Below are 14,470 nucleotides of genomic sequence, written 5' to 3'. Positions count from 1 at the left end.
CCGCCGAGATCTTCAGGACGTCACGTCGCGACAAACTGGGCGATTCCATTTACCGGCTCCCTCGAGCGATCCCCGCACTGACTAGGCAAAAGACTGCTGGCCGCGACCCACGCGTCACAGCCGAAGCGAGGGGGGAGGGTGATCCCGAAATTTGGGGGGTGAGGGACTCCGTCGGCCACGTTGGCTCACTGACCGTTGTCATCCCATGCCGCTGCGTTCAGGTTTACCGCCGGGATCGCTGGTCAGCCTCATCACGGGCGCCCGGGACGGTCTGTGCGACATCCCCCGCCTCGTCCCCGGACGGAAGCCGTGGTTCGGCGAGCCGCACGGCGGAGAAATGTGCCGGTGAATCCGACCCGGAATCAATTCGAAGGCGCAGTGGCCTCCGGTGGGTATTCGGCTGGGTGAAAGGCTGAGCCGGAATATCGAGCCGACGCTCGTGGCACCGCCCGCACCGATGGAATGGCGGACGGACTCATTCGCCGCGAGGGGAGCGGCGCTCATGGAGCCGGGTGCGGCGCGGTCAGCCGCCGCGGTTGTCCCGGATGATCGTGTCCGTCGCGCTGTTGGTGATCTTCGTGGCGTTGGTCAGACCGGTGAGGTCATTGCCCTCGATGACCACCCCGCTGCAGGCCGCCGACACCCGGACCGCGCGGGCGGTCGTCGCCCCCGCGGCCTGCCGGAAGGTGGACCCGGCCACGCGGGCCCCCCTCGCGCCGACCAGGTCGACCCCCCAGAACCCGTTCCCGATCTCGGTGAACTGGCACCCCTCCACGGAGAAGTTCGTCACCGGTGCGGTCGGCCCGGCCACGAGCAGCCGCTTGCCGGCTGCACCCGTGAACGACGACCGGAGCATCCGCACGCTGTCGGCCTGCTCGACCACGGCGAGGACGTTCGCCGTTCCGGACGGCTTGGCGAAGGTGCAGCTGTCGAAGGTGAGCCCGCTGATGTTGGGTCCGCCGACGCGCAGGACGCTGTTGACCGGCCGGGTGATGTTCGTGCGCAGGAACGTCACATCGCGGATGGACCCGCCCGAGGTCGGGTCGGTCTGGACGCGGATCTCCTGCGTCTCCGCGTTGGCGGCCCGCGCCATGTCGACGGAGCAGTCGGTGAACGCGAGCCGCTGGATCGTTCCGCTGCTGTGCGTGTTCTTGACGACGATGCCCCGGTTGGTGCCGGAGCCGCGGCAGTTGCTGAAGGAGCAGTCCGTGACCGACGCGGTCATGCCGCCGTCCCCGCTGGTCCACTCCAGCAGGGCGACCATGAACCGGCTGACCGTGCTGGTGCCGGTGCACCCGGAGAAGCTGCCGCGGGTGATGCTCATGTCGAACAGCAGCGCGGTCGGGTCGCCGATCGGGACGAACTGCAGGCAGTCGTCGCCGGACTGGACGTCGCAGTCGGTGGCGAGGAAGTCCGCGCCGCCGATCACCCGGATGCCGCCGGTGCCGGTGGCCGCCGCGCTGTTGCGGATGCGCACCCGGTCCATGCGCCCCCGGTCGCCGGCGTACAGCACCGCTTGCCCGCCGGCGTAGGTGTCGATGGTGAGGTCCCGCAGCAGGACGTCGTTGCCGTACAGGGCGACGATCACACCGGTCCGGGTGCTGTTCCGCGCCCCGATCGTCCCCGGGCCCGTGATGCGCACGCCGTCGGACCGCACGGCGAAGTCCTTGTTGCGCAGGAAGGCGTTCGCGAGGCCGGGGGTCGTGGCCCAGTCCTTGAGCAGCCGCGCGCCGCTGTTGAGCTGCAGCTGCGCGCCGGCCGGCAGGAGCAGGCTGCGCGTGCAGCGGTACGTGCCCGAGGGGAACACCCCCACGGTCGCCTGCTGCGCCGTCGCGTCGAGGAGCCGCTGCACCGCGGCCGTGTCGTCGGTGGTCCCGTTCCCGGTGGCGCCGAAGTCCTTGGCGTTGAGGGCCACGGCCGCGGGCGCCTCGGCAGGGAAGAGCCAGTCGGCCAGCGGGACGACGGCCAGCCCGACGCCGCCCAGGCGTAGGGCGGTGCGGCGGCTGAACAGCGCGGCCACCCGGCCGGGCTCGGTCCCGGTGTCGTGGCGCGCGGGGTCGGCAGGCGGTCGATCGTCCATCGGGACCTCGATTCCGGGGCGCACCGGCGTGCGCGGGTCGCGAGGCCGGCGCCGCGCTGGCTGAGCGGTCGGCGGACCCGACGGCGGCCTGGGCCCGGCGCCGTGCGGGTCAGGATGAACCCGAACTACGGCCGTGACCAGTAGCCGGGCGACGGACCGCGCGGTACCGGTGGCGGGGGGCTCACCGGCCCCGGTTGCTGCCCAGGGTGGTGTCGACGGCGCGGTCGGCGATCGGCTGGGCGTGGGAGATGCCGGTGAAGTCGTTGCCCTCGATCACGACCCCGCTCGCCCCGGGTGCGACCCGGATCGCCCGCGCGGTCGTCGTCCCGGCGGCCGACCGGAAGGTCGAGCCGGTCACCCGGGCCCCGGTCACCTTGAGCACGTCCACCCCGAACGCGCGGTCGCTGATCTCGGTGAACGTGCAGTCCTCGACCGACAGCGCCGTCACGGGGGTCGCGGGCCCGGCGACGAGCATCCGCTTGCCGGGAGCGCCCACGAAGGTGCACCCGCGGAAGGTCGGTCGGTCGGTGCCGTCGACGACGGCGGTGAGCGGGGCGGCCCCGGTCGGCGCGGTGAACGTGCAGTCGTCGAACGTCAGGCCGCTGATGTTCGGGCCGCCGGCCCGCAGCGTGCTGTTCACGGCATGGGTCATGTCGGTGCGGGTGAAGGTCACGTCACGGATCGCCCCCCGGGACTCCGGGGCGGTCTGCACCCGGATCTCCTGGGTGGACTCGTCCGCGGCGGCGGACATGTCGACCGAGCAGTCGGTGAACGTCAGACGCTGGATGGCTCCGCTGCTGTGGGTGTTCTTGACGACGATGCCCCGGTTGGCCCCGGCACCGTGGCAGTCGACGAAGGAGCAGTCGGACACCGAGGCGTCCATGTCCGTGGTGCCGGGGTCGCCGCCGGTGAACTCGAGCAGCGCGACCATGAACCGGCTGACCGCGCTGACGCCGGTGCACCCGGTGAACCTGCCCCCGGAGATGCTCTGGTTGTAGAGGGTGGGCTCGGCCTCCGGGTTGCCGATCGGGACGAACTGGAAGCAGTCGTCGCCGGACTCGACGTGGCAGTCGGTGCCGAGGAAGTCCGTGCCGCCGATGACCCGGATGCCGCCGGTCCCGGTCTTCGCGGCGCTGTTGCGGACGGTGACGCGCTCGATGCGCCCGCGGTCGCCGGCGAACATGACCGCCTGGCCGCCGGCGTAGGTGTCGACCGTGATGTCCCGGATCGCCACGTCGTCCCCGTAGAGGCCGAGGATCACGCCGGTGCGGCCGTGGTCGGCCGCACCGATGGTGCCTGCGCCGCTGATCTGCACCCCGTCGGACTTCGCCGCGAAGTCGGCGTTCCGGAGGAACGCCTCGGTCAGGCCGGGGGGCGCTGCCCAGTCCTTGAGCAGCCGTGCGCCGCTGTCCAGCTGCAGCTGCGCGCCGGCCGGCAGCAGCAGGCTGCGCGTGCAGCGGTAGGTGCCGGCCGGCAGCACACCGACGCGTGCCTGCTGCGCCGTCGCGTCGATGAGCCGCTGCACCGCGGCAGTGTCGTCGGTGGTCCCGTCCCCGGTGGCGCCGAAGTCCTTCGCGTCGAGGGTTCCAGCCGTGGGCGCCTCCGCGGTCGAGGGCGCCGCGGACGACCCGGTGGGGGAGGGCGCCGCGGACGAGCCCGTCGGAGGGGGCGCCGCGGACGATCCGGAGGGGGAGAGCCGGTCGAGCACCGGGACGGCGGCCAGACCGGCGGCGGCCCCGCCCAGGAGGAGGAGGGCGGTGCGGCGGCTGACCCGGGGGGCCGCCGCCCGCCCGTCCTCGCCCTGGCGCGGTTCAGGCTGCGGTGGATCGTCCATGGGGAACCCCGATTCCGAGGCGCACCGGCGGGAACAGGATGACGCCGGACCGCGGTGGCGACCAGCACCCGGCGGCCGATCGCCCGGGTGCCGGTCGCGCCCGCGGCATCTACAGGCCGCTGTTGCTGCTCAGGGTGGTGTCGACTGCGCGGTCGAGGATCGGCTGGGCGTGGGTGAGGCCCGTGAGGTCGTTGCCGTCGATCACGACGTCGGTGGCCTGCGGCGACACCCGGAGCGCCCGCGCTGTCGTGGCCACGGCGGCCGACCGGAAGGTGGAGCCGGTCACCCGGGCCCCGGTGACATTGAGCAGGTCGACCCCGAAGGCGCCGTCGCTGATCTCGGTGAACGTGCAGCCCTCCACCGACAGCGCGGTCACCGGGTTCACCGGCCCGGCGACGAGCATCCGCTTGCCGGGAGCACCCACGAAGGTGCACCCGCGGAAGAGGGGCTGGTCGGTGCCGTCGACGACGGCGGTGAGCGGGGCGGCCCCGGTCGGCGCGGTGAACGTGCAGTCGTCGAACGTCAGGCCGCTGATGTTCGGGCCGCCGGCCCGCAGCGTGCTGTTCACGGCGTTGAGGATGTTGGTGCGGGTGAAGGTCACGTCGCGGATGTCGCCCTGGTCGCCGGCGTCGGTCTGCACCCGGATCTCCTGGGTGGAGGCGTCCGCGGCGGCGGACATGTCGACCGTGCAGTCGGTGAACGCGATCCGTGCGATGTGCCCGATGCTGTGGGTGTTCTTGACGACGATGCCCCGGTTGGCCGCGGCACCGTGGCAGTCGACGAAGGAACAGTCGGACACCGAGGCGTCCATGTCCGTGGTGCCGGGGTCGCCGCCGGTGAACTCGAGCAGCGCGACCATGAACCGGCTGACCGTGCTGACGCCGGTGCACCCGACGAAGCTGCCCCGGGCGATGCTCTGGTTGTAGAGGGTGGGCTCGGCCTCCGGGTTGCCGATCGGCGCGAACTGGAAGCAGTCGTCCCCGGACTCGACGTGGCAGTCGGTGCCGAGGAAGTCGGCGCCCGCGACCACGCGGATGCCGCCGGTCCCGGTCTCCGCGGCGCTGTTGCGGACGGTGACCCCGGTGATGCGGCCGCGGTCCCCGCCGTACATGAGCGCCTGCCCGCCGGCGTAAGTGTCGAGCGTGACGCCCCGGATCTCCACGTCGTCCCCGAGGACGCCGATCAGCACCCCGGTCTGGGTGTGGTCGCGGGCGCCGATGCTGCCCGACCCGGTGATCCGCACACGGTTGGCCTTCTGCGCGAAGTCGGCGTTGCGGAGGAAGGCGTCGATCATCCCCGGCGGCGCCACCCAGTCCTTGAGCAGGCGGGCGCCCGCGGCGAGCTGCAGTTGCACGTTGGAGCGCAGGAGCAGGCCGGTCGTGCACCGGTAGGTGCCCGCGGGCACGAACGCGATGGCGCCGCGCTTCGCCGAGGCGTCGAGGAGCCGCTGCACGGCCCTGGTGTCGTCGGTCACGCCGTTGCCCCTGGCGCCGAAGTCCTTGCGGAGGTCCAAGACCTCCTGCGTGTCCTTCATGGGCGCGAGGGCGGGGCTCAGCGTCGGCCGGGAGCCGAGGACCGGGAGGCTGGCCAGCCCGGCCACCCCGAGGAGCAGGGCGCTGCGGCGGCTGAGCGTCGGCCGGTCCGGCCGGTGCGGAGCGGTCGTGGCGTCCCCCTGAGGGGCAGCTTTCGGACTGCGCTTGGTCATGGCTCTCTCGTCTCGAAGGGGCGCGTCGGGCCCGGGGCAGGAGGGGGAGGGGTGGGTCTTACCGGCTGGTCGCCGTACGGACGGCGGTGTTGAGGGCCTGCCGCTGAACGGCGGCCAGGGTGCGGATGAGGATCACGAGGTCGCGCCAGAGCGACCAGTGCTCGATGTAGGAGTTGTCGAACCGGGCCCGCTCCTCGATCGAGGTCTCGCCGCGCAGGCCGTGGATCTGCGCCCAGCCGGTGAGGCCGACGGCCAGCCGGTGGCGGTCCCGGTAGCCGTACACCGAGTCGGCGAACTGGGCGGCGTAGGTGCGCTCCTCCGGCCGCGGCCCGACGAGTGACATGTCGCCGCGCAGGATGTTCCACAGCTGCGGCAGCTCGTCGAGGCTGGTCCGGCGCAGGAGGTTGCCGATGCGGGTCTGCCGCCGCTCGACGTCGATCTGCCGGGCGTGCATCGTGCTCCGCGTCGAGCCGGCGATCCCGAGCCGGTCGGGGGACTCCTCCGGCGCGGGCATCCGCAGGGTGCGGAACTTGAGGATCGAGATCTCCGCGCCGTCGTGCCCGGTGCGCGGCTGGCGGAACAGGATCGGGCCGGGGCTGCTGAGCCGGACCGCGCCGGCGACGACGAGGAGGAGCGGGGACAGCAGGGTCAGGGCCGTCCCGGACACCACGACGTCGATGAGCCGCTTGACCCGGTAGACGCCGCGGCGCAACGCGGCCCGGCGCACCCGGTGCAGCGGGATGCCCCAGAGGTCCTCGACGTCCGGGCCGCTCGGCGTGGTTCCCACGTCGAAGAACCGCGGGACGATGTAGACCTCGATGTCGCGCCGGGCGGCGCTGCGCACCAGGTCGACCAGATCGGCCTCGCGCGTCGGCCCGTAGGCCACGACGACCTTGCGGACGCCGTAGGTGTCGAGGACGAGGTCGAGGTCCGCCATGCGGCCGAGCGGCTCCTGGTCGTCGAGCGGGCTGCCGTCGCTGAGGAAGCCGACGCCGCGGAGACCGAACTCGCGGTGCTCCCGCATCGCGGCCAGCAGGTCCATGCCCAGCCGGCCGCCGCCGACGACGAGGGTGGACTCTCCGATGAGCCGGTGCCGCCGCGCGCCGCGCAGGGCCGCGTAGCCCACGCTGCGACCGACCACGAAGCACGGCACGGCCCACACCGCGTGCATCGCGACACCCAGCCCGGCGAGGTTCGCGAACGGGGCCACGAGCAGCAGGGCCAGGGCGAGCCGCGGGAGGTGGCGCGGCGCCTCGTCCAGGGCGCTGAGGGTGATCCGCGGGCGGTAGGCGCCGGTCACGGCCAGCACGAGGAGGGTGACGGCGACCAGTGCGGGGCCGGCAGCGTCGATCCCGCCCAGCCAGAGCATCGGCAGGGCCAGCGCGACGGCGTCGAGGACGAGCAGGCCGCCCCGGACCAGCGCGCGGTGGTCGCGCGGCTCGCGGTCGGCCGGGTACAGGTGGTCAGGCGTGGTGGCCGGAAGGCGGTCCGGTGCAGAGCCCTCGGCGGCTCGTGCGCGCGACAGCGTGCGCACCGCCGGGCGCCGCCGGCTCTCCCGGTAGGACACCTCGATCATCGTGGCCCGCCCTTTCTCGTCGTGATCACAGGTTCCGGGAGGGCGGGTTCCGCGAACACTCCCGCCCGTGGGTCCGGCCGACCCCCAATGCGGGGGCATGGCGCGGCGCCGGAGGAGCGGGATGCGGGGGGAGCGCCGGTAGCATCCGGCCGGTGACGGACGCCCCGGACTTCCTGGTCATCGGGGCGGCGCGGAGCGGGACGACCGCGCTCACCTCGTTCCTGGGCGAGCACCCGGACGTCTTCGTCTCCACCCCCAAGGAGCCGCACTTCCTGGCCTTCCCCGGCGGTGCCCCGCGGTTCACCGGCCTCGGCGACGACGACCTGATCAACCGGGTCGCCGTCCGCGACGAGCAGACCTGGCGCGACCTCTTCCGGGACCGCGCCGAGCGGCGCCGCGGCGAGGGGTCGGTGACCACGCTCGCGTACCCGGACGCGGCGGTCCCGGCCATCGAGCGGTACTGCGCGCCGGGCTGCCGGCTGGTGGTCATGCTGCGGGACCCGGTCGACCGGGCCTTCTCCAGCTGGCTGTACCTGCGCTCGCGGGGCTACGACGCCGGGTCGTTCGAGGAGTGCCTGGCCGAGGAGGAGGAGCGCACCCGGGCCGGCTGGAGCCACATGTGGCAGCTGGCCCGGCTGAGCCGGTACGCCGAGCAGCTGGCGCCGTTCGCCGCCGCCTTCGGGGACCGGCTGCTGGTCGTCGTCCAGGAGGAGTTCACCGCCGACCCGGCCGGGCAGCTGCGGCGGGTCCTCGAGTTCCTCGACGTGGACCCGGACGTCTCCATCGACGCGTCCCGGCAGGTGAACGCCGCGGGGCTGCCGCGCAGCCGGGCGGTCACCTCCGCGCTCAACACCCTGCGGCGCTCCCCGGCCCTGCGGCGGCTGGTCACCGCGGCGGTGCCCCAGCGGCAGCGGGAGCGGATCCGCTCGGCCAACCTGGACCGGGCCACGGTGGCCCCGGCGACCCGCGCCCGACTGGCCGCCGACCTGGCCGGCGACGTGCGGGACCTGCAGGACCTGCTCGGTCGCCGGCTGACGATGTGGCCGACCGTCGTGGAGGGACCGACGTGAGACAACCCCACGACGTTGCTCCGCTCCGCTCCACAACGCCGCGGGGACCCCGGCAGCGTGACCGGATCAAGGTGCTGCAGCTGACCGGCATCACCGTCGGCGGGTCCGCCGAGCACCTGCTGCAGCTGGCGACCCTGCTGCCGCCGGACCGGTTCGAGACCACGATCGCCCTCTCCGGCGGCGGCCCGCTGGACGACGAGATCCGGGCGAGCGGCCTGCCGGTGCTCGACTACGCCCCCTCGCACGGCGCCGGCCACTTCAAGCAGGCGACGCCGGACGGGCCGGTGGAGCTGCTCCGCCAGTTCCTGCGGATGCGCGCGGCCATCCGCCGCCACCGCTACGACGTCGTCCACACCCACACCTCGGTGGCCGGCGCGATGGGCAGGGTGGCGGCGTGGTCGGCCCGGACGCCGGTGCGGGTGCACATGCTGCACGCGTACGCCGGCCACGACGGGGTGCCGCAGCCGAAGCGCTCCCTGTACCGGCTGGTCGAGCGGGCGCTCGGGCTGTTCACCACCCACTACGTCGCCGGCTCCCGGTTCATCCGCGACGTGGGCGTCCGCCACCGGCTGTTCCGGCCGGAGGACGTCACGGTCATCCCCTACTCCAGCCGCATGACCGTCGGCGACGCCACCGAGGCGGAGCGCGCCCGCTTCCGCGAGGGGCTCGGGCTGCCCGCGGACGCGGGGCTGATCGCTCTGGTCGGCCGGATCGAGGACCAGAAGGGTGTCGACCTGCTGGTCCGAGCCGTCCCCTCCGTGGTCGAGCGGGTGCCGGGGGCGCACGCCGTCGTCGTCGGCGACGGCACCCGGCGGGCCGAGGCGGAGGCGCTCGCCGCAGAGCTGGGCGTGGCCGACCGCGTGCACTTCACCGGCTGGCGGCACGACCTCGGCGACGTGATGCGCGCGGTCGACGTCCTGGCCCTGCCGTCGCGCTGGGAGGCGTTCGGCATCGTCAACCTGGAGGCGATGGCGGCGGCGAAGCCCGTGGTCGGCTTCGCCGTGGAGGGGATCCCGGAGGTCGTCGTCCACGGGGAGACCGGGCTGCTGTCACCGGCGGGCGCCGTCGACGACCTCGCCCGGGACCTCGTGCGGGTGCTGAGCGACCGCGAGCTCGCCGCCCGGCTCGGCGCGGCGGGACGGCGGCGCTTCCTCGAGCACTTCACGCCGGAGCGGATGGTGCAGGCGCACGTCGAGCTCTACGACGAGCTGCTCAGCCGGCGTCGCCCAGCACGCCGCGGACGAGCCGGCTGAAGGTGCGGCCGAGGTCCTCGACCCGGTAGTGCGCCCGGATCAGCGCGGCGCCGGCGGCCCCCATCGCGGCGCGGTCGGCCGCCGGCAGCGCGGCCAGCTCGGCGATCCGCGCCCGGATCGACGAGGGGTCCTCGCTGCGGGCGAGCAGCCCGTCCCGCCCCTCCTCGAACACCGGCGGCCGGCCGGAGCAGTCGGTGAAGACGGTGGGGCAGCCGGCGGCCATGGCCTCCATGACCGCCAGCGGCAGCGCGGGCCCCTCCCAGCGGGCGGTGTGCACGTAGCCGTCGGCCGCCGCCAGCAGCCGGGGGACGTCGTCCCGCCAGCCCAGGAAGGTGACGGTGCGGGCCAGGCCGAGGTCGCGGACCTGCCGGTGCAGGGAGGTCGCGAAGTCCGCCGTCCGCCGGGCGGCGACCGAGTCCCCGGCCGAGCCGACGAGCGCGACGTGGACCGGCGCGTCGAGGCCGTCGAGGGCCGCCAGCAGGAGGTCCTGGCCCTTCTGCGGGTCCAGCCGGCCCACGTTGAGCAGCAGGACGTCGTCCTCGCCGGCCCCCATCTCCGCCCGCAGCCGGGCCCGCTCCGCCCCGGTCAGCTCGACCGGCGGGCTCACCGAGATGCCGTTGGGGAGGACGACGGTGCGTTCGGCGGGCACACCGAAGGCGGTCATCTCGTCGCGCACGACGGTGGAGGTGCAGACGGCCAGCGTGGTGGCGCGGGCGACGACGGCCCGGTAGCTGCGCCGCTTGAGGGCGGCCAGCGGGCGCGGGCCCCAGAAGTGATGCTGGTTCTGCACCATGAGCACGCCCGGCACGCCGGCGCGGGCGGCGGCGAGCAGGGCCGGGGCGCGGTCGCGCTGGTTGACCCCGATGACGCACCGGCCGGCGTCCCGGCGCACCCGGTCGGCCAGGGAGGGGACCAGGCGGGGGTCCCAGGGCCGCTCCAGCCGGGGTTCGAGGACGGTCCGGACGCCGAGGTCCGCGACGTCGGGCAGGATGCTCGGCCCCTGCCGCGGGACGGCGCCGTGGACGAGGGTCAGGTCGAAGCCGTCGGCGCGCAGCGCCCGCGCGAACTCCAGCGCCATCTTGGCCGCGCCGGTGCGGTCGGGCAGGCGCAACGTCATGAACAGACGGGTCATCCGCGGGTGCGCGCCCGCCGCTCGGGGGACCGCCACGCGGCCACGTCCAGGCCGGTGACCTGCTCGAGCACGTCGAGGTCGGGGCCGAAGGTCTCGACCAGCGCGCGCCGGGTCTCGGGCGAGTAGCTGGTCCGGACGATGTTGCGGGCGACGATCTGCCGCCGCAGCCGCCGGCGCAGCGACGTCGGGACGACGGGGGAGAGCAGCTTCTTCAGCGGGTGGTGGGTGCTGACCACCCGGCCGAGGAACCGGCTGCGCGGCTCGCCGGAGCGGTGCGGGTCGGGATCGACGGTGCGGGGGACGGGCGGCACGCCGAGGTGGGCGTACACGCGGGCCAGCACGGCGTCGGGATCGGCGGTCATGTCCTCGTGCCGCAGCACCAGCAGCTGCTCGCGGGGGAAGACCTCCAGCACGTGGCGCAGCTGCTCGCCGTACCGGCTCATGCCCGTGTAGTGCCAGATGTGGTGCCAGCCCTCGGCGATCCGGCGCGGCTCGTCGGCCAGCGCTTCCTCGAACGTGGCGCACGGTTCCCAGCCGCGGGTGCGCATGAAGCCGTAGGCGGAGAAGGCGCGGTCGACCGGGTCGCGCATCATGCAGACCAGGCGCGCATCGGGGGCCATCTCGCGGAGCCGGGTGACGGCTTGCGGGTAGTACATCGTCGACACCGACGCCTCGCCGCGGAGCTGGTCCGGCCGGGCCCCCTGGTACAGCCGCAGGTAGGCGTCCCGATCGGTGACGGCGAGCCGGTTGATGGTCTGCCGGTCCCCGGGCCCGGTGAACGCCGGTGTGGACCCGGCCAGGGCGAAGTAGTGCGGCTCCTTGGGCTCGGTGAGGAACAGCCGCGGGTTCTCGGCGAGGTACTGGAACAGCGCCGTCGTCCCGGATCGCGCCGCGCCGATGATGAGGAACTGCGGGCCGGGCATCACTGTCCTCTCCGTGCCGGAAGCGCGATCGTACGGATGCCCAGTGTCCGGTGCGCGGCCCGCGCCAGGTACAGGTTGCGTGCGCTCATGGCCACCGCCGCGGCCGCGGCCACTCCGGTGCCGCCCCAGACCGAGCCCCACCAGGTCGCCAGCCCCGCGAACGCGAGGGCGGCGGCCAGGGCGCTGACCGCGACGGTGCGCTCCCGCCCGGCGTGGGAGAGCACCACCGAGCACGGCCCGGTCCAGGCGTTGACGAGGACGCCGGCGGACATGACGAGCGCGGGCGCGAGAGCGGCCCCGTACCCCGCGCCGAAGAGCGCGGGCAGCAGCACCCGGCCCGCCGCGGCGAGCACGACGACGGCGAGCGCCGTGGCCGCGGTCGACCAGGCCGCGAACCGCCGGACCGGCTCCTGCAGGGCCGCCAGGCTCCCGGTGCCCGAGGCGGCGGCGATCCGCGGGGCCAGGGTGCGCATGCCGATCGCGGTCGGGACGGCGACCAGCACCGCGATCCGGACCGCGACGGAGAACACGGCGACCTCCTCGACGGGCGCGACCACCGCGAGCAGCCACACGCCGGCCTGCGGCACGGTCACCGACGCCAGCGTGGCGAGGGTGAACGTGCTGCCCCAGCGCAGCAGCCGCCACGGCGAGTCCGCCGGGACCCCGCCGGCCGGCCGGCTCCGCGGCGCGGAGCCGGCCGCGTGCCGGCCGTTGCCGCCCGGGGCCACCACGCGGATCACCACCAGCAGACCGACGAGATACACGGCGGTCTCGAGGGGGACGGTCCACTCCAGCGCGGCCTGCGCCGAACGGGCCGTCGCGGCGCCGGCCGCCGCGACGAGCAGGACCGCTCCGAGGACGACGCGACGGACGTGCTCGCCGAACACCAGCGCGGACCCGAACCGGTCGCACGCCCGCAGCACGTTCACCAGCACCGGGCCCACCGCCGCCACCGGCAGCCACAGCGTCACGAGCAGCACCAGCGACAGGTATGCCCCGGGTGGGCTGCCGGCCGCCGCCGTCGCCGGCCCGACGGCCCATTGCCAGAGCGCAGCGGTGACCCCGACCCCGACGGCCTGCGCCACGAGCAGCCGGCGCAGCAGGGCCGCGTGCGTCCGCCGCTCCTGCTGGGCGAAGGCGATGGTGGCCACCTGGGTGAGCCCGAACTGGGCCAGGACGGCGAGGAAGGTCAGCCAGCTCAGCGCCCAGGACAGGGCACCGAACTCGTCCGGCGGCAGCACCCGCGCCCCGACCAGGGTGAGCAGGAACGCGCTGACGACGGCGGCCAGCTGCCCGACGGCGACCAGGCCGGTGTCCCGGCGCAGGGCCCGGCGCTGCTCGGCGTCCCCCGGGCCCCGGGCGAGCGGGGCGGTCAACGAGCGGACGCCGTCCGTTCCACGCCGGCGCCGTCCTCCCCGGCCGGCTGCGGCGGCGGGGCAGCGGCCCCCCGCTCCTCGCGCGCCCGGCGGACGAACAGGTTGACCAGCACGGTGAACGCGATGAGCGGCAGTCCGAGGGCCACCCACTTCGGCGCCGAGGTCGCCCACACGCCGCCGGGGAAGATCCGGATCATGAAGACCAGGCTGAAGCCCCAGACCAGCGGGTCGCGCGGGAACCGGCGGAAGGCGTACTGGGCGGCGCGGGTCACCAGCCCGCTGAGCAACCCGCCGAGCACGACGCCGGCGATGCCGAGGTTGACGTACCAGTCGCCGACGGCGGTCGCCGGGAAGCCGTTGTTCCGGTTGATGTAGGTCTGGGCCAGCTGCACCGCGGGGGAGACGAAGGGATCCTGCTGGCCGATCAGCACCGAGGGCAGCGCGGCCACCGAGCCGTCGATGAAGTCCTTGCCGCCGGTGAAGTCGAACCGGTCGGGCCAGTCGTCGAGGTAGAGCAGCAGCGCGTCGTAGAAGGTGTTGTTGGTGGCGACCGCGACCTGGCGGACGGCGCCCTGCCCCTCGATCGTCGGCGCGAGGTCGCCCCACAGCACGGTGTCCCGGGCGGTGCGCAGCGTGAAGGCCAGCAGCAGCGCGAGCACCGGCACCAGCAGGAAACGGCGGCGCCAGCGGGGGTCGCGCAGCCAGTGCCCGTCCGGGCGGCGGGCGGCGCGCCGGCCGGTCCGGCCGAAGATCAGCGACCCGGCCAGCAGGGCCACGACGGAGAGCACCGGCACGTCGCGTGCCCCCCAGGTCCAGCTGAGGTAGCCGTTGACCGCGATCAGCCCGAAGACCATCAGCTTCAGCAGCGGGGCCCGCCGGACGGAGAAGAAGGCGGCGACGCCCACCAGCGCGGCCAGCATGGGGAAGGACCGCAGCGCCCGGCTGTCGGCGAGATCGCGGTCGACCTTCGAGGCCTGGAGCAGCCCCGCCGGCCCGCCGTAGCGGATCCACAGCGCGACGGTCGCGGCGAAGGCGGCGGCGGTCAGGATGACGGTGAGGACGACCAGCGTCCGCGGGGACAGCGGGCCGCGGGACTGTGGGAACAGCACCGACACGGGCCGTACCAGCGGGGTCAGCAGACGGGCGCCGGCCCACAGCGCCAGCAGGAACAGCACGACGACCGCCTGGCCCTGCAGGATCAGGGTCTCGACGTCGCGGTCCGCGAAGAGCACGGTGGGGAACGGCGTGTCGAGGCCCGTGGCCAGCATCAGGGGCCGCCACAGCAGCTGCAGCGCCAGGTAGTAGAGGGTCAGGGCCATCGCGTCGAGCGGATGGCGGACCACGCTGCGGTAGACCAGCGCCCAGACGGCGAAGGACGCGGCCACGGCCAGCAGCGGCACGATCACGATCGCGCCCGCCTCTCGTACGAGGAACCCACCGTTCTCCTCCGACCGTCCGCCGTCCCCCGACGGCGCACGGCGGGGCGAGGGTAACGCAGCCGGCCCGCGATTCCGGGCCATC

The 14,470-nt window shown here is 74.3% G+C and carries 10 protein-coding genes and 1 pseudogene; 2 read left to right on the top strand and 9 right to left on the bottom strand.

The features are described 5' to 3' along the window. Position 1: 1 nt before the first annotated feature. The 5 genes and pseudogenes from ACWIYF_RS18650 to ACWIYF_RS18630 all read right to left on the bottom strand — a co-directional run. Positions 2-49, bottom strand: a pseudogene (locus tag ACWIYF_RS18650) (hypothetical protein); the annotation flags it as partial. A 474-nt stretch (positions 50-523) separates the two neighbouring features. After that, positions 524-2,080, bottom strand: coding sequence for a glycosyl hydrolase family 28-related protein (locus tag ACWIYF_RS18645; protein ID WP_448624324.1), 1,557 nt, complete (start codon positions 2,078-2,080; stop codon positions 524-526). A gap of 181 nt (positions 2,081-2,261) precedes the next feature. Next, complete coding sequence (locus ACWIYF_RS18640; RefSeq protein ID WP_448624323.1) at positions 2,262-3,914, bottom strand: glycosyl hydrolase family 28-related protein; 1,653 nt, start codon at positions 3,912-3,914, stop codon at positions 2,262-2,264. 109 nt (positions 3,915-4,023) lie between these two features. Next, positions 4,024-5,619, bottom strand: coding sequence for a glycosyl hydrolase family 28-related protein (locus ACWIYF_RS18635; protein ID WP_448624322.1), 1,596 nt, complete (start codon positions 5,617-5,619; stop codon positions 4,024-4,026). A 58-nt stretch (positions 5,620-5,677) separates the two neighbouring features. Further along, the gene (locus ACWIYF_RS18630; protein WP_448624321.1) at positions 5,678-7,195 is read right to left on the bottom strand and encodes an exopolysaccharide biosynthesis polyprenyl glycosylphosphotransferase; all 1,518 of its coding nucleotides are present in this window, start codon (positions 7,193-7,195) and stop codon (positions 5,678-5,680) included. 152 nt (positions 7,196-7,347) lie between these two features. Between ACWIYF_RS18630 and ACWIYF_RS18625 the strand changes: the two genes are divergently transcribed. Both ACWIYF_RS18625 and ACWIYF_RS18620 read left to right on the top strand, forming a co-directional pair. Continuing rightward, positions 7,348-8,265, top strand: coding sequence for a sulfotransferase family protein (locus tag ACWIYF_RS18625; RefSeq protein WP_448624320.1), 918 nt, complete (start codon positions 7,348-7,350; stop codon positions 8,263-8,265). 71 nt (positions 8,266-8,336) lie between these two features. Next, a complete protein-coding gene (locus ACWIYF_RS18620) occupies positions 8,337-9,518 on the top strand; it encodes a glycosyltransferase (protein ID WP_448624319.1) in 1,182 nt (393 codons plus the stop codon). Here ACWIYF_RS18620 and ACWIYF_RS18615 read toward each other — a convergent pair. Genes ACWIYF_RS18615 through ACWIYF_RS18600 form a run of 4 tightly spaced genes read right to left on the bottom strand, consistent with a single transcriptional unit; the run spans position 9,478 to position 14,355 of the window. Further along, on the bottom strand, positions 9,478-10,650 hold the full coding sequence (locus ACWIYF_RS18615) for a glycosyltransferase family 4 protein (protein ID WP_448624318.1): 1,173 nt from the start codon (positions 10,648-10,650) through the stop codon (positions 9,478-9,480). The genes ACWIYF_RS18620 and ACWIYF_RS18615 overlap by 41 nt on opposite strands. Beyond that, a complete protein-coding gene (locus ACWIYF_RS18610) occupies positions 10,647-11,573 on the bottom strand; it encodes a sulfotransferase family protein (protein WP_448624317.1) in 927 nt (308 codons plus the stop codon). Before ACWIYF_RS18610 ends, ACWIYF_RS18615 begins: the two co-directional genes overlap by 4 nt. Further along, the gene (locus tag ACWIYF_RS18605; RefSeq protein ID WP_448624316.1) at positions 11,573-12,949 is read right to left on the bottom strand and encodes a lipopolysaccharide biosynthesis protein; all 1,377 of its coding nucleotides are present in this window, start codon (positions 12,947-12,949) and stop codon (positions 11,573-11,575) included. Before ACWIYF_RS18605 ends, ACWIYF_RS18610 begins: the two co-directional genes overlap by 1 nt. Beyond that, the gene (locus ACWIYF_RS18600; RefSeq protein WP_448624315.1) at positions 12,946-14,355 is read right to left on the bottom strand and encodes a hypothetical protein; all 1,410 of its coding nucleotides are present in this window, start codon (positions 14,353-14,355) and stop codon (positions 12,946-12,948) included. The genes ACWIYF_RS18605 and ACWIYF_RS18600 overlap by 4 nt, the downstream gene beginning before the upstream one ends. Between the last annotated feature and the right edge of the window lie 115 nt (positions 14,356-14,470).

Source organism: Geodermatophilus sp. URMC 64, from assembly GCF_053502555.1.
This window is presented reverse-complemented; position numbering and strand designations above follow the sequence as displayed.

Coding starts and splice junctions, on each gene's coding strand:
- ACWIYF_RS18645 (WP_448624324.1), bottom strand. CDS start 2,080: ATGGACGATCGACCGCCTGCCGACCCCGCGCGCCACGACACCGGGACC.
- ACWIYF_RS18640 (WP_448624323.1), bottom strand. CDS start 3,914: ATGGACGATCCACCGCAGCCTGAACCGCGCCAGGGCGAGGACGGGCGG.
- ACWIYF_RS18635 (WP_448624322.1), bottom strand. CDS start 5,619: ATGACCAAGCGCAGTCCGAAAGCTGCCCCTCAGGGGGACGCCACGACC.
- ACWIYF_RS18630 (WP_448624321.1), bottom strand. CDS start 7,195: ATGATCGAGGTGTCCTACCGGGAGAGCCGGCGGCGCCCGGCGGTGCGC.
- ACWIYF_RS18615 (WP_448624318.1), bottom strand. CDS start 10,650: ATGACCCGTCTGTTCATGACGTTGCGCCTGCCCGACCGCACCGGCGCG.
- ACWIYF_RS18610 (WP_448624317.1), bottom strand. CDS start 11,573: ATGCCCGGCCCGCAGTTCCTCATCATCGGCGCGGCGCGATCCGGGACG.